Here is an 18,581-nt window from a genome sequence, read left to right as displayed (position 1 = left end):
AATAGTGGTTAAAGTTATATTAAACTTTAGTATTAAATTGTTAATGAGTGTTATAAACTTGGTTTTAATGGTGTTTAAGATGACAGAAGGAACCTTTTATACATTGATAATCGACTTTATCTGTGTTTTACCAAAAGCCAGCTCGAATACTTTATCTCGAGTCCGGTTCCATGTTCTGTCCAGCTGATAAAATACCAATAGGTAGCAGTAGGTACATATCTTCCACCCAGTCTTCCGTCCCAGGTATATTTGTTTTCAGGAGTTCCTCTGAAGACTTCTGCTCCATATCTGTCAAAAATTCTGAATATCAGGTTGTCATTAGCCATTAAAGCTGAATAGCTTATTCCTTCATTATATCCGTCACCATTTGGAGTAATGGTATTGATAAGATTAATGATCGCAAATGATTTTTTGACCTCTTCACACAATTTGGAATCTCTTACAAATGCAGTGTGAGCCCCTCTCGGTACATTTTGAAAAATATTTGAACTTTGCCATACCACTCCATCCAGAGAATACTCATAAGGTGGGGTGCCACCACTTGCTCCTATCTTTACGGTGGTTCCGTCAATCTCAATGGAAGTGATGATGGGAAGTGGTAACTCTGTGACGTTGACGTGCTGTCTGTACACACAACCGTTCGAGGTAAGATCTACCCAGTAGCTTCCCACGGGGACATTGGTGATGGAGGGGGTTGAAGCTCCTGTACTCCACAAATATTTGTCGAATCCCGGACCTGCATTTAAGGTGGTGGTCATTTTAGGACAGATCGCCTGATCCTTCAGCAAGTCTGATTTTTTAGGAATTTTAATGGTGATTTTAATAGAAGCCACTTCCGGGCATACTCCATTTTTTTCAAAACGGATATAATAAGTCTGAGACATATTAATATTTACAGCCGGAGAAATAGGATTGATGTTATTCTGCGCCTCAGCCAAACTTCCATGAAAAGTAAAGGTAACTGCAGGGTCTGTTGTGAACTGAGCCATGTACTGTGTGAGATTAACTGATTTTATTCCGTCTAAATCATCATCACATATATCCTGGTTAGCAGAGGTTTTTAATAATTGTATCCTGGCCCCGATACTGAATTGTAAAGGTTTAATCACCGTAGCACATCCATCCGGAGAATCTACCCTGATATAGATCGTAACAGGACCGGTATAGCTCCAGGTATTGGAAAGTGTGTTGGCATTTCCTGCGGTAGCATCTGTAAGGTTGGCATAATACCTTACATTCGTAAAATACGTCGGATTGTTAAGGACGATGGTCGTGATATTGGGTAAGATAATATTGACGGTTCCATCCAGGTTATCATCACAGAAGACCCCATTATAGTTGTCCAGTACGATGGCTTTATTATACAGATTTAGGGTTATTTTTGCTATGCTTTTACAGCCCAGGTTATTTTTTACTACAGCATATACAATTGTTCCATTCGGTGCAGAATATGAATCCGGAGTTACTATCAGGGCCGCAGGATTTTCTGTCTGGGCATCCGCTAGGGTAGGGTAATACGTAATGGTAACTGGGGTGTTGTTTGTGACATTTGCCGTGGTTAAATTAAATACACCAAGTCCATTAATATCACACGCACTCAATGTTCTGTCTGTTACAGTAAGGGCAAGAATATTGATGGTGACAGTTATCGTTTCGCAATCTGGAAAATCAGGATCATTCCCACAGAAAGTATAGGTAAAAGTATCAGTTCCTGCAGTTCCGGGAGTATTAACGGTATAGGTAATGATTCCGGTAACAGGGTTTATAACTGCTGTGCCTAGAGTAGGAGCTGTGGTAATGGCTACCGTAGCAGGTACGGGAGTCTGTGTTGAGCTGCTAAAGGCAGGTGTTATCGTTTGGGTAGTACATACGTCATAGGTTGCTGTATTGAGCTTTGTACAGTTCAGGACTTTATATTGTCCGGTAACTAAAGGTGCGCAGCGTCCCATGGTTACAGTACAGGTATAGTAGCCTGATTGAGTGGGGGTAATGGAAGATCCCGTAGCTCCGGTGATTAAAATTCCGTTCCTATACCACTGGTAAGTGTCATAAATAATAGGATCTACAGTAAGAATAATTCCGGGAGCACAGTCTCCTCCGGATTTTATAATGACAGGCTGTGTGGGGAATCCCGCAAAAAAACCTCCATAACCTACCGCATCACTTCCTGCATTAATTCCAGCAGTGATTGCTTTATCTGAAACGATAGTTATTGTTCCTGTTACATTTGGAATTCCATAGGTGACCCAATTGGTGGTACCGGTCATATCATATGGCCCTGTACTCGCTAGCGGGGTTGCCCCATTCACTGTTACATTGGCTCCTCTTTCTGTAATGAGATTCAATTTTGTAGGAATATTGAGGATCCCTGAAGGATTTCCATTGGAGTAAACAAAATTTTCGTTAATAAAACCAAGTTCATTAATCTGCTTTGGCAAATAACAGTTCAGGGCAGGTATAAAGTTGAATCCACCGGTTGCTACCTGATTTAACGCATTATCGCTTCCTGCTAATATCTGATATACATATGCATTTTTAGATGTTTTAACGTATAGATTGTAATGTCCTCCACCCTGTAAGCTATATTTTGTGTCGGGAATTACAAAATATTTTCCGGTATTGATGGTCGCTATAGGTGCAATTTCATTATTTACATAGATCTGAGTATTATCTTCGGTGGCAATCACTACGGCACCCTCCATATGAGTTCCTATGCTTCCGTTGCCTTTTACAAGGGCAAATTCATTACCAAGTCTTTCTACCGGTACCGCCTGATCCATTAAAATATCGGAACTTGAAGGGTAGTCGCCGGCATATTGACCGTTAAAATTTCCATTGGTGATATTTACCGGTTTGTTTGCCGTGATTTTTGACCCTATAAACCCGTCAAAATTTCCAATACTGTTCCCAATACCATCAATAATGTAAGACTGTCCCTTGTTCAGGGTAAAAGTCATCGTGGGATTGGTTGCTCCTGTAGTTCCATTTGAAAACTGTACGAGTGGGTTGTATCCTGTAATGGTAACCGACGTGTTATCTTCTGTCGCTAAAACACTGGTCATGAAATTCAGAATCGTATTACTTACAGAGAGTGGGGCAGACGCTGCATAGAAATTCTTTCCTGTAGAAGGAATTCCTTTGGAGGTAATAATTTCTGCATGGTTATATACCGAGAATCTTAAGTTAGCATAGAAAGGAAACTCTGCTTTTAAATATAACCCTTTTGTGGTAGGAGTAAATAAGTCTGCCTGCTGAGTTGTAATAATATATTCTCTCAGTACATCAAACTTTTGAGGATTGTTTTTACTGATATTCACCGTTCCGATCAGAATATTGTTATTATAAATATTAACTGGAAAAGGAGTGGTTCTATTGGTCGATAAATAGATTTTCTGATAAGGATTGGGGCTGCCTGTTCTGTCGATCATCGGAGCAAACCAATGTTCTCTGTCTAATTGGGCAAAGGTAAAGGTGAAAATAGAAAATATAAATAGAAAAGATAGAATTTTCTTCATTCAGTATTAGTATTTATCACAAATTTAATAATAAATGATATTAAAACCTTGAAAAACTAATAAAAAAACCACGACTTTAAAATCGTGGTTTTGAAAATTTTATGTATAATTTTTTACTCTCTGTTTTTTACTAAAATCCAGCCAGAGAATTTAATGGCAGTTTGCTTGCCGGTTGGTTCGGTCCAGCCTATTTCATACCAGTAATTTCCTGTAGAGATTTTCTTATTTCCATCCAGTGTTCCATTCCATTTGTAGCCGTTGGATTTATCTGCCTGATAGACTTTAGTTCCATATCTGTCAAAAATATTAATAACGAGATTGTTTTTATTGGCTAATGCAGAATAATCAATGGCATCATTTACACCATCATTATTAGGCGTAATTACGTTAATCAGGTTAGGAATTGTAATGTCTACCTGCAATGGCGTACAATTATAGTCATCCTTTACATATACGCTTGCATTACCTCTAGGCATGTTGGTAAATACATTAGAATCCTGCCAGTTAAGGTTATCAATAGAATATTTATAAGGAGGAGTTCCACCTATCACATATACTGTGATTGAATTGTTTGAAATATCAATATTAGAAATTACAGGTTGTTCAGAAGCGTATACTTTTACTGTTTGTAAGGTAACACAGTCTCCTGTTTTAAGTTTTACCCAATAAGTTCCTACCCCTACATTTTGTATAGACTGAGTTGTTGCTCCTGTGCTCCATTCGTAGCTTTTAAATCCAGGTCCTGCATCAAGTGTTGTTTTATTTTCCATACAAATGATCTTGTCAGCTAACAAGTCAGATTTAACTGGGGGCAATACCGTTAAAGTTACCTCTGCTACTCTGTAACATCCATTTGCATTAGATACTTTTACATAGACAACACCCGTTGGAGCCACATAATCTGTTGGAGTCAGAATTTCGTTGGTTCCTGCATGGGCATCAGCAAGAGACGGGTAGTATTTCTTGGTGTAATTACCCGGATCGTGAACCAAGGCATTGGTGAGATTGAACAGACCTGTTGCCGGGTTTGATTCAATGAAGCAAGTTCTTAATGAAGCATTCTTTACTACAGGGCTTTCAGATATTGTTAAGTTTAATGTTATTTCTTCACAATCTGTAAACTCAGGATCGTTTCCACAGAACTGATATACGATGGTATCTGGTCCTATATAACCGAAAGAAGGCGCATAGCTTATCACTCCCGTAACAGGATCAATGATGGCATTACCATGTGTCGGAGGAGTAAGAATCGTTACTGTTCCCGGAACTACTGTTTGGGTAGAGTTGGTGAATGTTGGAACAATCTGTTTTACAACATCACATACGGTATCGGTTAAAGTAGTTTTCTTAAGACAAGTGAAAACTTTATATTCCGGGGTAATTACTGCAGGACATGTTCCAACGGTAATTTTTACCGTATAGCGTCCCGACTGTGTAGGAGTATAAGAGTTTGTTGTTGCACCAGGAATAGGTGTTCCGTTTCTGAACCATTGATAGGTATCAAAACTGTCACCTACTTCCAATACTAATCCTGGGATACAGTCTCCTGTTTGTTTTGCAATTACAGGAATGGAAGAGAATCCGGCAAAATATCCTCCATATCCGACTACACCACTTCCTCCTGAAATACCTGCTGTAACAGCTTTTGTAGAGGTTATGGTAACGTTGCCCGTAATGTCCGGCACTGAATAGGATACCCAGTTGGTCGTTCCACTTACGGGAAATGGTCCCTGGGTTGCTGGTAGTGCAGCTCCATTAACGGTAACAGCAGCTCCATTTTCAGTCAGGATGTTTAATTTTACAATATGACTGGTTAGAGTAGTATAATAAGGAAGGTCTTTGATTTTTCCTATTTCGTCAATCTTTCTGGGAAGATAACAGTTCAATGGCGGGATATAATTGAATCCAAGAGTAGCATTGCTATCTGCGATACCTGCCATTAATTGATACACATATACATTCTTTGTCGTTCTTATGTACATGTTGTAATGATTGTTACCTTGGTTGATATAATTGGTATTGCTTACTTTATTTACTCTGTAGCTTTCTCCTTCGGCAAGAGTAGCGACAGGAGTAGTTCCATTGTTGATGTATACCTGGGTTCCTCCTTCAGTAGCAATGATTAAAGCATCTTCCATCCTTTTACTGATGTTCCCATTTCCCTTTACAACCACAAATTCATTTCCTAATCTGTCCACTGGTACAGACTGGTCCATAATAATATCGGAACCATCCCAGTATCCTGTTGAAGGTATAGCAAACTGCCCATTAAAATTTCCATTGGTAACAGAAATAGGTTTGTCTGATTCTATTTTGGCTCCAATGAATGCTTCTTTATTCAAAGCTTTGTCCCCTGTTCCTTCAATAATGTAAGATTGCCCTTTATTAAGGGTGAAAGTAATAGTGGGGTTGGTAGCTCCTGTCCAGCCATTAGTAAATATAATATTAGCACTATAATTGGAAACAGTAACTTTTGTATTGTCTTCTGTTGCTAAAATACCGGTGGTGAAATTATATAAGCTCCCTAATTCTTCAAGAGGAGCTGTAGCGGCATAGAATTTTGTGCCGATTCCTGCTTTACCTTTTGATGTTAAGATCTCACCATGACTGGATACTGAAAATCTATAGGTAACGAAATAGGGTTTTGTTCCTTTTGTATATAAGCCTTTATTCCCTGGAGTAAAAAGTTCACCATTGGTACTGGCAACCATTCTGTTTAAGGGTACGTCATATGTTTGAGGAGAACCTTTACTGATGGTAACAGTAGCCAATAAAGCACCATTACTGTAAATTTCTACAGGAAAGGGTGTGACAGAATCTGTAGAAAAATACAAAGCCTGCTTGGGATTGCTGAGTACTGTTGATCTGGCTGCCATCGGGGCAAACCAATGTTCTGTATCTCTTTGGGCAAAGAGCATTTGGACTGCCGCAAAGAATAACAGAAAAATGGATAAAATTTTCTTCATAGATATAAAATTAGATTTTTACAAAAATAATAGAATAATTGGTTAGTATTGAAAATATTTTTAATATTAGTTGCTGAATTGGCAAAAAAATACGCGCTACCCAATTGTGATTGATAAACTATAGCTCAAAACCAAGATTCAATTTTCTTTATTAAATGATTGTGTTTTATTGAAGTTTTGATTTTGTGGAACTTCTTTCACTTGATGTGGTTGGGCAAAACAATAGTATATAAATGAAAAAACCACGATAATCATCGTGGTTTTTAAATAGTATTTAAAGATCTATTCTATATTCTTTACTAAGATCCAGCCTGAGTATTTTATTGGAGTTTTCTCTTTATTAGGCTCATTCCAGTTGATATGATACCAATAGGTTCCGGTTCCCAGTTTTTTATCAAAATGTCTTCCGTCCCATTTGTAGTTATTAAATTTATTTCCGGTAAAGACCATGTTTCCATATCTGTCGTATACCACAAAAGAAAGATTTTCTTTATAAGCCAGTTCACTGTAGTCTATATAATCATTTACATTATCTCCGTTAGGAGTAATTGCGTTTAATAAATTAGGGACAGTGATCTCAACAGAAACCGGAGTACAGTCATAAGCATCTTTCACATAGAATGTATGCTGTCCTCTTGATAATCCTGCGAAAGAATTAGAGTCCTGCCAGTTTACCGTTCCGTCAACTGCAAATTTGTAAGGAGCTTTACCTCCGGTTACAATAACTGTTGCATTGTTGTTGTTAATCTCAATTTGTTGGATAACCGGATCTTCGGCTTTTCTTATTCTTACAATTTGAATAAGGAAACATCCGTTTTTACCAAGCTTTACAGAGTATTCACCCACTCCTACATCTCTGATCCCTGAAGTAGTAGCTCCTGTGTTCCATTCATAAGAATCATATCCAGGTCCTGCATCAATGTTGGTTTTAGCATCCATACAGATATACTGGTCTACAAGAAGAGGGGATTTTTTGATAGGCAATGCAATAAGCTCAATTTTTGCATTGGCAGTACAACCTTCAGCGGTTGTTATTTTTACATATACAATACCTCCTGTAGCAGGAAAGTTTTCTGGAGTTGTAATTTCATTGATACCCGCATTAAGATCAGCGAGTGTACGGTAATATTTTTTTACAACCGCGTTGTAGTCGGTTACTTTAGCTTTAGTAAGGTCAAAATAGGCATAAGGAGCTACATCATACCAACATGCCGAAATGCTTGCATCCTGTACGATGAAAGGAACTACCGTAAGTTTTAACGTAATTTCTTCACAGTCGATAAACTCGGTAGCTGCTCCACAGAATTTATATACAATCACATCCGGACCCAGATAATTGGCATTGGGAGTATAAGTGATTTGGCCCGTTGCCGGGTTGATAACGGCTGTACCTTTATTGGGTGGAGTAATAATCATTACTGTACCTGGTGCCGGTGTTTGGGTTGAGGAGGTAAATGCCGGTGTAATAACTTTAGTAGAACATGCATTGAGGGTCTGCGTAGTATGCTTTAAGCATGTTTCCACTTTATAGATAGGCGTAGTAACGGGTGGGCAGGTTCCCATGGTTACTTTTACAGTATAGTTTCCTGATTGGGTAGGGGTGTAAGTAAATGAAGTAGCACCTGCTACTGCAGTTCCGTTGCGGAACCACTGATAGGTTTCATACCCATCATCTACTTCCAGTATTAATCCCGGAACACATTCTCCTGTTACTTTTGCAATAACGGGGATTGATGAAAACCCTGCAAAATATCCTCCATATCCTGCAGTACTGTATCCACCATTAATACCTGCGGTTACCGCTTTGGTAGAAGTAATGGTTACATTTCCTAGTATATCATTGATAGCATAGGTTACCCATTGTGAGTTTCCTGTAAGGGGATAAGGGCCTTCAGCAGCTGTAGGAGTAGCATTGTTTACGGTTACTACAGCTCCGGTTTCAGTCAAAATATTTAATTTTACATGCAAATCACTAGGTGTAGTACTTGCACCTAATGGTCCTAATGGCATTTCGTTGATCTTTCCAATTTCGTCAATCTTTCTTGGAAGAAAACAGTTTAATGGTGGGATATAATTAAATCCATTGGTTGCATCACTATTATCTATTCCAATAAACTGGTAGAGATAAACATTCCTTGAAGTTGAAATAAACATATTGGAATGAGCTCCTGCTCCGGTTTGAGTAACATAGTTCGTCTCATTGATTCTATACCACCCTCCAGCATTGATCGTCTGAACAGGCGTGGTAGATCCATTTAAATATATTTCTGTGTTGTCTTCTGTAGCTACAATAAGCCCACCTTCCATATTAAGATTGGGAGAAGTGGATCTTGTTTTTACCATAGCAAAGGTATTTCCAAGTCTGTCGGTAGGAACAGACTGGTCCAGGATAGGATCTGACCCACTTGGTGCAGAAGAGAAGTTTCCGTTACAGCTTCCGTTGGTAAGGGTTACAGGCTTATCAGATACAACTTTAGCACCAATGAAGCCACTAAGGTTTGCTGTATTCGTTCCAGTACCGGCAAAAATAAAAGACTTTCCTTTGTTCAGTGTAAAGGTCTGGGTGTTTCCTGTAGGTGTACCATTATAAAACTGAACTCCAGCTCCATTCCAGGTTACCGTTACTGTTGTGTTATCTTCAGTAGCCATAATTCCCGCTGTGAAATTATTAATGCTGTTAGAAGTGTTTGTATTTGGAGGTGTGGCAACATAAAACTGTTTTCCAATACCTGCTTTTCCTTTGCTGGTGATAATTTCTCCATGGGCAGATTGAGCAAGTCGTAAACTACAGTAGAAAGGTTTATCGCCTTTCAGGTACAATCCTTTTCCAATAGATTTGAAAGCATCGGTAGTGGTGGAAGTCGATATCAAGCTGGGATCAATAAATTCCGACTGAGGATTACCTTTACTGATTGTAACAGTAGCAACAGGAACAGGATTATTATTGTTGTATATTTTTACATCAAAAGGAGTTACAGAATCCGTAGACAAATATATCCTGTTGGAATAGTTGCCTGCATTACTGAAGTATGGTGCTATCCAGTGTTCTGTATCCCTTTGGGCAAAGACTGTATTAATTGTAAAAAAAAACAATACTATGCTAAGTAAAAATTTTTTCATGTGTATGGAGTTAGGATTTCTACAAAATTAAAATAAAATTTCAAATATTGTTAAAAAAATACTAATAAATACGTTGAATTATTCTCGATTTTTGATTAAAAGCCAGCCCGAATGTGAAACTGGTAATTGTGTGTCCGGTTCTGTCCACTGTAAAATATACCAATAGGTTCCCGTAGGAAGATTCCTTCCGTTTACTTTGCCATCCCAAACATAATTTTTATCAGAAGACTTATAAACAGTAGCTCCATATCGGTCTGCTATTTCAATGCTAACGTCTTTTTTTATTCTTAAATCAGTATAATTCAATACATCATTGATCCCGTCACCATTCGGAGTAATGGCATTAACAAGATTAAGGACCAAAAACTCTTTCACTACAGGACTGCATCCGTCTGAACCTAAAACATATACTGTATGAATTCCCCGGGATAATCCGGTGAAAACATTGGAAGTCTGATAATTTAATCCGTTTAATGAATATTGGTAAGGGGCCGTTCCACCGGTAACATAAATGGTGGCGGTGGAATTTACAACCTCTATCCTTGTAATGATAGGTGCCTGGGCTACTCCTACATTCACCGTCTGACGGTACACACATCCATTAAATCCAAGATCTACATAATAACTTCCTGCGCCTACAGTAATGGTTTGACTGGTTGCTCCCGTACTCCATACATAGGAGGAAAATCCCGGTCCGGCATCTAAAATGACTTTCTCGCTTGAACAGACAACCTGATTTCGGAGTCTTTCAGATTTTTTCGGAGCTTTTAAAGTAAGGGTTAACGTAGCGGTGTTAGGACATGCTGTATTATGTTGGAATCTTATATAGAAAACACTTGCAGAAGTAAGGTTTTGTGAAGCTGAAATAGGATTAACTCCTGCCTGAGCATTCGCTAATGATGTGTAGAATGATAGCACTACAGAAGGATCTGCCGTGAATAATACTTTATAATCAGTAAGGTTTACAGTCTCTGAGCCGTTAAGATCATTATCACAGATATCCACTTTTGCAGTCTCTGTTAGTAGAGGAATTTTATTTCCAATACTGAAGTTTATTTGCCCTAAGGCAGGAGGACATTCACCGGAAATAGAAGAAACCCTTACGTATACTGTTGTAGCGGCTGTGTATGTCCAGTTAACAGGAAGGATGTTTCCATTTCCTGCAGTAGCATCAGACTGGTTGAGATAGTACCTTACTGTAAAATTCTGAGAATTAGTTACGATTTGTGGGGTTATATTGGCGAAGTTGACACTAACCATTCCATCAAAATTATCATCACAAATAGCAGCATTGAAGGTACTGGTATTAATATTAGGTGAAGGATAGGCTGCTAATGTAATAATGGCTTGTTTAGAACAGCCAAATGCTGAGGTTACATTAGCATAAACAGCTCCTACAGGTCCTGTATAAGAAGTTGGGGTAGTGATCGCGCCGGTTAAATTAGCATTTGTGAAATAAGTAACAGAGGTCCCCGAATCCGGAGTGACATTGGCTGCGGTCAGGTCGAATGTTCCGTTTCCATTACCTGCAGTACATGAGGTTAAAGACGTATTGCTTGTTTGAAGGACATCGGTGTTAATTATAATTTTGAAATATTCAAATGAAGCAGGATTTCCACTTCCCTGAATATAATAGGTGAAGGTGTCCGTAGTGTCGGTGGTAAGTCCTGCATTAGGAGTATATGTAACCTGACCCGTCACAGGGTTGATAGAAGCCGTTCCATTGGCAGGTTGTACGATAATGCTTGTATGGGAAGGATCAACGCTCTGATTAGAATTGGTAAATACTGGCGTTATTACTTTGGTGTTACATGATCCGATCGTATAGGTTGTGGTGGATATGGGTGGGCAGACTGTATATTCGTATTCATATGTAAGTCTGGACTCACAATTATTCTTGGTGATGTAGCAGGTATAAGTTCCGGTACCATATAATTCCGGATTAATGAAATAGGAAGTTTCTCCGGGAATTACATTTCCATTAAAATACCATTGGTATGCATCATAACTACTGTCTACTTCAAGACGGGTGCCGGCATAGCAATCTCCTGTTTTTGTAATTGCGGGTACGGAAGAGAATCCCGCAAAATAACCACCATATCCAACGGCTCCGTTTCCGGCCGCTATTCCTGCTGTTACAGGTTTTGTAGAGTTTACAGTGGCATTTCCTGAAACATTAGGGATAGAGTAGGTGACCCAATTAGGGTTTCCGGTGACAGGGTAAGGTCCGTTGGCTGCAATGATAGGATTTCCATTGTATGTTACTGCTGCCCCCGTTTGGGTAATAATATTAAGTTTAGTATTAAAACTGTCATTCCCAATTTTATTAATGAATCCAATTTCATTAATTTCTTTGGGTAAAAAGCAGCTTAACGGTGGGATAAAATTCATTCCTCCGGTTGCATAAACCGTATTTCCGGAAGTCCCGGCGAGAAGCTGATAGACATAAACATTGTTGTTAGCGGAAATACTCATGTTGAAATTTCCATTACCCTGGTTTAGATAATTAGTACCCTGCACAATATAATATTTTCCGGTAGTAAGGGTGATATTATTTACCAGGTTTCCATTGACGGTAAGTTTAGTATTGTCTGCTGTTGCTATCACCAAGGCTGCTTCCATTCCTGAGTTGGCGGGACCATTTCCTTTGACCAGTACAAAATCTTTACCCAATCTTTCTACAGGAACAGCCTGGTCCATCAGCACATCCACATTGCTGCTGTTTTGGGTAGTATAAATACTGTTGAAATTTCCATTGGTGACAGATACAGGTTTCGTAGCTGTAATTTTTGCCCCTACTAATCCCACCAGATTTGCTGAGGCGAGTGTGCTTTGAGCCTCAATAATATATGATTTGCCTTTATTAAGAGTAAATGTTCTTGATGCAGCTGAAATACCATCAGAAAAAACAACGTTTGGATTATATCCGGATAAAGTTACCGTGGTATTGTCTTCCGTAGCAGTAACACCAATGGTGGAGTTGACGTAAGTTTTTGCCGATGTAATAGGAGCTACCCCTACAAAAAAGTTTTTCCCGATGCCGGCTAATCCTTTTGAAGTAATAATCTCAGCCTGGTTGGGGACTGAAAATCTGAAACTGGCAAAGAATTTTTTGCTTCCTTTTGCATATAATCCCATTGAAGTAGATCTGAAGAGACTGTTCACCGAAGAAGCGATCATAAAACTGTTGGGTACCGTTACCCGAATCGGGTTATTTTTACTTACCTGTACCGTTGAAAATACAGTGTTGTTATTGTAAACCTGTACTGAAAATGGGATTGTTTCATTAGTGGAAAGATAGAGATACCCTTCAGGGGTTCCCAGAAGATCACTTGCAGACATGGGAGCAAACCAATGCTCTGTGTCTAACTGGGCATTAACAAACAAACAAATAGAGGTGAAAATAGCCAGTAGAATTTTTTTCATATATTATTATAAGGGCCGCAAATCTAATTATTAATAATTGATTTTTAGCATGAAAAAATTCTGTCAATGCTGGTTTATAGCGTAATTATTGAATATTTAAAATTCGTGTTATATTGCGTTCATATTAGCTGAAATACTGCATAAAAAATCCCGATGAAATTCATCGGGATCAAATATTTTTTTTGAAAGCTTGATTACACTAAGCTTACTCTTACAAATCCTGTTACTTTTAGGTCTCCGTTTACAGATTTTACATAGTCAGCAACTGAGATACTTCCGTCCTTAATGAAGTCCTGGTGTACCAAAGTGTTGTCTTTGTAGAATCTCTGCATTTTACCTTTAAGGATATTATCGATAATGTTTGCAGGCTTACCTTCTTCAGTAAGTTTGTGTCTTTCGATCTCTAATTCTTTATCGATAGTTTCCTGAGAAACTCTAGTTTCGTCCAAAGCAATTGGGTTCATAGCAGCAACCTGCATAGAAACAGCTTTAGCAGCTTCGTCAGCTCCGTCTACTTTAGCAGAAAGAGAAGTGATTGCAGCAATTTTGTTTCCAGCGTGGATATAAGCTCCTAAGAAATCTCCCTGAATTCTTTCGAAAGATCCAATCTCGATTTTTTCACCGATAACTCCTGTTTGCTCAATTAATTTTTCAGCAACAGTCATTCCGTGGAAGTCAGTAGCTAAAAGCTCTTCTTTAGTAGCAGCGAAGATTGCCATTTCAGCTAATTCGTAAGCTAATTCAATGAAAGCTTCGTTTTTAGCCACAAAGTCAGTCTCACAATTTAAAGAAATAACAACACCTAAAGTATTGTCTTCGTTTACTCTTGCGATTACAGCTCCTTCAGCAGATTCTCTGTCAGCTCTGTTAGCAGCAACTTTTTGTCCTTTTTTTCTAAGGATATCTACCGCTTTTTCGAAGTCTCCTTCAGCTTCAACTAGAGCTTTCTTGCAGTCCATCATACCTGCACCTGTTTGGTTTCTTAATTTCGCTACGTCAGCAGCAACTGGTGTATAAGACATAATATGTATTATTTTTTATTTAAGATTAGTATTAATTTTTAGCTTAATTTTAAAGCAGTGCAAAGATAATGATTTTAATGATAAACTAAAAAATGACTTTTCACGTTATTAATATATTTAATACTATTTTAAAGTTTTGATTAATGAAAAAATTCTTCTTCCTTCTATTTATATGCATTTTTTCTCTTGGTTTTTCCCAAAAAAAGAAAAGATCGAAATCTAAAGCTGTTGTAGAAAAAGAAACAGTGATCATCTATACGGAGCAGGAAGCAGAGGTTTCTAAAGAAGCAAGAATAGTGGCAGGTTTCCTGAAACAAAATCCCGGGCACGCAAAAACAGACTATTTTAAAAGAAAGCTGATGGAAATTATCATGGCCGATAACTCTCCTGAAGCAAAACCTACAATCAAACCGATTAGTAAAGAGAAGATTGAAAAAATAGTAAAAAACAATGAGCTGAATAGTGGCAAAATACTGGTTGCCAATAAAGCTTCTGCTTCTAATAATAAGACAACCACTGTGGCTAATAATACCGCTGCAGCTATTGATGCATTAAAAGAAGAAAGAAGTGTAAGCTATGCTTCGGTAGGTTCAGCAAAAAGTGTAGGTTCCTCCAAATCAGAGGCCAGTGAAGAAAATAAAAGAAGAGCAGCCATGCTTACCCATCTTTTTAGTAATGACATCAATAAAAATGAAGCCTACGTCAATATTAAAAACAGATCCAGCTGTAACCTGATCGTGAAAATAAATGGCAAAAAATATTACAATCTGAGTGTTCCTGCCAAAGGAGAAAACTTTATTCTCATAGATAAAGGAGAATATATACTGACCACTATGGTCTGTGATGCAAAATATTCTTCATTGAAGAAAATTAACCAGGACATTGAAATTGCTCTCAATGTTGCGGATTAGAAGAAGACTAGAGCTAAAAAAGGGTTAAGAAATATTTTCTTAACCCTTTTGTTTTTTATCCTTTAAACTGACCCATCGCAATGAATTTATCTTGTCTCTGGGTTTCAAGCTCTTGTCCTGTAAACTTGGAAAAAGCTTTTATATTCTGTAAAATAGAACTCTTTAAATTTAAATAAGTGGTTTCCGGATCATACTGAGCGCCTCCAAGAGGTTCCTCAATGATTCCGTCAATGAACTTTTCTCTTAAAGCATCCTGTGGAGTAAGGTTTAATGCATTGGCAGCATCTTCTTTGTGATCCCAGTTTCTCCATAAGATGGATGAACAGCTCTCCGGTGCAATTACGGTATACCACGTATTTTCTAACATATATACCTTATTTCCTACACCTATTCCTAATGCTCCACCACTGGCTCCTTCTCCAATAATATAAGTGAAAATAGGAGTTTTAAGCTGAACCATTTCAAAAATATTTCTTGCAATAGCTTCACCTTGCCCTCTTTCTTCAGCTTCTAATCCTGGATAAGCTCCCGGGGTATCTACTAAAGTGACAACAGGAATGTTGAATTTTTCAGCTAGCTTCATTAGTCTTAAAGCTTTTCTGTATCCTTCAGGATTCGGCATTCCAAATCTTCTGTACTGTCTTTCTTTAGTTGTTCTTCCTTTTTGAGTTCCTATGATCATCACTCTTTGACCATCCAGGGTAATCAATCCTCCAATCATTGCCGGATCATCAGCGAAGTTTCTGTCTCCGTGAAGTTCCAGGAAACTGCCTTTGTCTGCCATTCCGTTGATATAGTCTATGGTATATGGACGATCTGGATGACGGGACAGTTGTACTCTTTGCCAAGGTGTAAGATTTTCGTAGATTTCTTTTTTCTTTTCTAAAATCTTATCCTCAATCTGGCTGCATGCTAATTTTACATCAACACCACTTTCTTCTCCTACTAAAGAACAGGTCTGGTATTGATCCATTAATTCTTTGATAGGAAGTTCGAAACTTAAATATTCCATTTCTTGAAGTAAATTAAATCTTTCAAATGTATGAAAAATTATGGTTATTCTATTTAAAATTATTTATGGCATTGCCTATTCTGGAGATACTTTCCTCTTTTCCAAGGATTTCCAAAATATCAGGAACGTCTGGTCCTTTCAATTCTCCTACTAAAGACAAACGCAAAGGCATCATTACTTTACCCATTCCCAAACCTTTAGTTTCGGCAAAATCGTGAACTGTCTGTTTAAGTGCTTCAGCAGTAAAGTCTGAAGACTCAAGGGTAGATGCTAATTCCCCTAAAATAGCAGAAGTTTCTTCGTTCCATGCTTTTTTTGATGCTTTTTCATCATAGGAAGTTGGAGTTTCGAAGAAAAATTTCCCGTTTTCATAAATGTCTTTTGGGAAAGTAGCTCTTTCTTTCATCAGCTGAATCACTTTTAACAGTTTTTCATCGGAAGAACCGGAAAGATCAAGATCTGTATTTTTAAGAAGCTGAAGAAGTTCTTCATCAGACTTCATCTGAATATACTGGTGGTTGAACCATTCTGATTTTTCTTTACTGAATCTTGCCCCAGCCTTATGCACTTTATGAAGATCAAATTCTTTGATCATATCCTCCAATGGAAGAATTTCCTTATCATCGGCAGGAGACCATCCTAATAAAGCAACCATATTGATGAATGCATCAGGAAGGTAACCATTCTCTCTATATCCCTTGGAAACAACTCCGGTTGCAGGATCTTTAAAATCAAGCGGGAATACAGGGAATCCGAATTTATCACCATCCCTTTTGCTTAATTTTCCTTTACCTTCAGGTTTTAAAATCAAAGAAAGGTGAGCAAATTCTGGAGCTTTCCAACCCATTGCTTCGTATAATAAAGTGTGAAGTCCTAAAGAAGGCAGCCACTCTTCACCACGGATTACATGAGAAATTTCCATCTCATGGTCATCGATAATGTTGGCAAAATGATAAGTAGGCATCCCGTCATTTTTTACAAGAACCTTATCGTCTAATGTATTGGTATTTACAGACGATTTTCCACGGATAATGTCTTCAAGATTCAATACTCTGTCAACAGGCATTTTAAATCGTACTACATAAGGTGTTTTTTCGTCCAGTAATCTTTGAACTTCTTCCTGAGAAAGAGCCAGAGTATTTCTTAAACGGTTTCTTGTTTTGTTATCATAAGAGAACACTTCACCTCTTGCTTCAAATTCTGCACGCATAGCATCCAGTTCCTCTGGAGTGTCAAAAGCCAGATAAGCATAATCTGTTTTTAAGATCTGCTCAGTATATCGGTCATAGATATCTCTTCTTTCAGATTGTCTGTAAGGGGCAAATTTCCCTCCTTTCTTAGGACTTTCATCAGGAATGATTCCGCACCACTCTAAAGCTTCTTCAATATATTCTTCAGCTCCTTCTACATATCGTGCAGTATCTGTATCTTCAATTCTCAATACAAATTCTCCACCCTGATTTTTAGCAAAAAGATAATCATATAATGCGGTTCTTACGCCTCCCAAATGCAAAGGTCCTGTAGGACTTGGAGCAAAACGTACTCTTACTTTCTCCATTTCAATTTTAATTTTTGCAAATTTACTTAATTTATAGATTTTAAATGGGTTGAAGCACTTAATTTAGTGAGATAATTTTTTTTTATAAATTTTGATATAAAAAAAGCAAGCCGGAGAGACTCGCTTTTTTATATCAGTACTTATATATTAGAATAAACTTCTGATTTTAAGTTTCAATTTTTTTGTGAAAGATAAATCAAGATTGAGTTCATTTTGAGGATATTTCTTTGAAAAAGAGGCGATAAATTCATCAATATTTTTTGCTGGAAAGAATGAAAGTTCTTTCCACTGGCTTTTGTCTAAAGGGTGGAAGTTTTTATATTCTTTATAATTACTGGAGTTTAATATTTTCCAAGATTCCAGAAATTCTGAAGTGTCAAAATCATTTTTATGTCCCCAATTGTTAATCTTTTCAATAATTTCCGCTTCATCTCTTGCCCAAGATTGATGAATCAAATAATAATTCAGGGCATAAACTCTTTCTGTATTATAATTGAGTCTTGCATATTTGTACTGAGGGGCATTGGTGATCAGCATACACTTTTCATCAAAAGGAGTGATTACAAAATATCCTTCTGCATTGTGTTTAAATAAGGTAACGAAAGTAACCTGAAAATTAAAAGACTTCTTTTCAGGATTTTTCAACAGATAGCGGTGACTTCTTAAAAACTGAGATAACTTTTTAAAATCATAAGCATATTCGTCACCATCGATCTGAATATGCCAGCCACCTTTCCCTAGCTTTTCAGCCATCATATTCCTTTGCCTCGTTTCCAGCTCCATAGGTTGCATTCCGGAAATAAAGAAAGTATCCTTGTAAAATATGATTTTATTTTGAGCATCTATTTTTTTGATCTCAGTAAAAAATGAATCCGGGATATGAACATCATTTCCAGCCCAGGTTTTATTATTGGCATCGTAGCTGATTACTATTCTGTCCACTTCATCATAAATTTGTTTAATAGAAGTGAAAATATAAGAGTAATCATAAGACAACAGATATCCGACTTTGATAATGTCCTTTTTGTTTCCCATAATTTGTAATAAATGC

The 18,581-nt window shown here is 37.7% G+C and carries 9 protein-coding genes; 1 reads left to right on the top strand and 8 read right to left on the bottom strand.

Features of this window, described 5'->3' with window-relative positions; translation table 11 throughout:
* Positions 1–116: 116 nt before the first annotated feature.
* The 5 genes from B8967_RS08950 to tsf form a co-directional block, all read right to left on the bottom strand.
* Positions 117–3,515: a T9SS type B sorting domain-containing protein gene (locus B8967_RS08950; RefSeq protein WP_179140047.1), complete on the bottom strand. Its 3,399-nt coding sequence runs from the start codon at positions 3,513–3,515 to the stop codon at positions 117–119.
* A 113-nt stretch (positions 3,516–3,628) separates the two neighbouring features.
* Positions 3,629–6,481, bottom strand: coding sequence for a T9SS type B sorting domain-containing protein (locus tag B8967_RS08945; protein ID WP_084085788.1), 2,853 nt, complete (start codon positions 6,479–6,481; stop codon positions 3,629–3,631).
* Positions 6,482–6,763: 282 nt separating this feature from the next.
* A complete protein-coding gene (locus B8967_RS08940; protein WP_084085786.1) occupies positions 6,764–9,601 on the bottom strand; it encodes a T9SS type B sorting domain-containing protein in 2,838 nt (945 codons plus the stop codon).
* A gap of 78 nt (positions 9,602–9,679) precedes the next feature.
* Positions 9,680–13,027 (bottom strand): T9SS type B sorting domain-containing protein, encoded by a 3,348-nt coding sequence (locus tag B8967_RS08935; protein ID WP_084085784.1) that lies wholly within the window; start codon positions 13,025–13,027, stop codon positions 9,680–9,682.
* A 194-nt stretch (positions 13,028–13,221) separates the two neighbouring features.
* Positions 13,222–14,049 carry a translation elongation factor Ts gene (tsf, locus tag B8967_RS08930; RefSeq protein WP_047488703.1) on the bottom strand — a complete coding sequence of 276 codons (828 nt, stop codon included), beginning with the start codon at positions 14,047–14,049 and terminating at the stop codon, positions 13,222–13,224.
* A 143-nt stretch (positions 14,050–14,192) separates the two neighbouring features.
* Between tsf and B8967_RS08925 the strand changes: the two genes are divergently transcribed.
* Complete coding sequence (locus B8967_RS08925) at positions 14,193–14,960, top strand: DUF6759 domain-containing protein (RefSeq protein WP_084085782.1); 768 nt, start codon at positions 14,193–14,195, stop codon at positions 14,958–14,960.
* A gap of 55 nt (positions 14,961–15,015) precedes the next feature.
* Here B8967_RS08925 and B8967_RS08920 read toward each other — a convergent pair whose 3' ends face one another.
* The 3 genes from B8967_RS08920 to B8967_RS08910 all read right to left on the bottom strand — a co-directional run bounded on the left by B8967_RS08920 (position 15,016) and on the right by B8967_RS08910 (position 18,565).
* Positions 15,016–15,972 carry an acetyl-CoA carboxylase carboxyltransferase subunit alpha gene (locus tag B8967_RS08920; RefSeq protein ID WP_047488710.1) on the bottom strand — a complete coding sequence of 319 codons (957 nt, stop codon included), beginning with the start codon at positions 15,970–15,972 and terminating at the stop codon, positions 15,016–15,018.
* Between the two features lie 49 nt (positions 15,973–16,021).
* Positions 16,022–17,530 carry a glutamate--tRNA ligase gene (gene gltX / locus B8967_RS08915; RefSeq protein WP_084085780.1) on the bottom strand — a complete coding sequence of 503 codons (1,509 nt, stop codon included), beginning with the start codon at positions 17,528–17,530 and terminating at the stop codon, positions 16,022–16,024.
* 147 nt (positions 17,531–17,677) lie between these two features.
* Positions 17,678–18,565, bottom strand: coding sequence for a hypothetical protein (locus tag B8967_RS08910; protein ID WP_084085778.1), 888 nt, complete (start codon positions 18,563–18,565; stop codon positions 17,678–17,680).
* Between the last annotated feature and the right edge of the window lie 16 nt (positions 18,566–18,581).

The organism is Chryseobacterium sp. YR221 (genome assembly GCF_900176315.1).
GTDB lineage: Bacteria > Bacteroidota > Bacteroidia > Flavobacteriales > Weeksellaceae > Chryseobacterium > Chryseobacterium rhizosphaerae.
The sequence above is the reverse complement of the archived record's forward strand: the minus strand, read 5'-3'. Positions and strand labels throughout refer to the sequence as shown.

What these genes read in the sequence shown, in the direction of transcription:
- B8967_RS08950 (WP_179140047.1), bottom strand. Translation starts at nt 3,515, where the DNA reads ATGAAGAAAATTCTATCTTTTCTATTTATATTTTCTATTTTCACCTTT.
- B8967_RS08945 (WP_084085788.1), bottom strand. Translation starts at nt 6,481, where the DNA reads ATGAAGAAAATTTTATCCATTTTTCTGTTATTCTTTGCGGCAGTCCAA.
- B8967_RS08940 (WP_084085786.1), bottom strand. Translation starts at nt 9,601, where the DNA reads ATGAAAAAATTTTTACTTAGCATAGTATTGTTTTTTTTTACAATTAAT.
- B8967_RS08935 (WP_084085784.1), bottom strand. Translation starts at nt 13,027, where the DNA reads ATGAAAAAAATTCTACTGGCTATTTTCACCTCTATTTGTTTGTTTGTT.
- tsf (WP_047488703.1), bottom strand. Translation starts at nt 14,049, where the DNA reads ATGTCTTATACACCAGTTGCTGCTGACGTAGCGAAATTAAGAAACCAA.
- B8967_RS08925 (WP_084085782.1), top strand. Translation starts at nt 14,193, where the DNA reads ATGAAAAAATTCTTCTTCCTTCTATTTATATGCATTTTTTCTCTTGGT.
- B8967_RS08920 (WP_047488710.1), bottom strand. Translation starts at nt 15,972, where the DNA reads ATGGAATATTTAAGTTTCGAACTTCCTATCAAAGAATTAATGGATCAA.
- gltX (WP_084085780.1), bottom strand. Translation starts at nt 17,530, where the DNA reads ATGGAGAAAGTAAGAGTACGTTTTGCTCCAAGTCCTACAGGACCTTTG.
- B8967_RS08910 (WP_084085778.1), bottom strand. Translation starts at nt 18,565, where the DNA reads ATGGGAAACAAAAAGGACATTATCAAAGTCGGATATCTGTTGTCTTAT.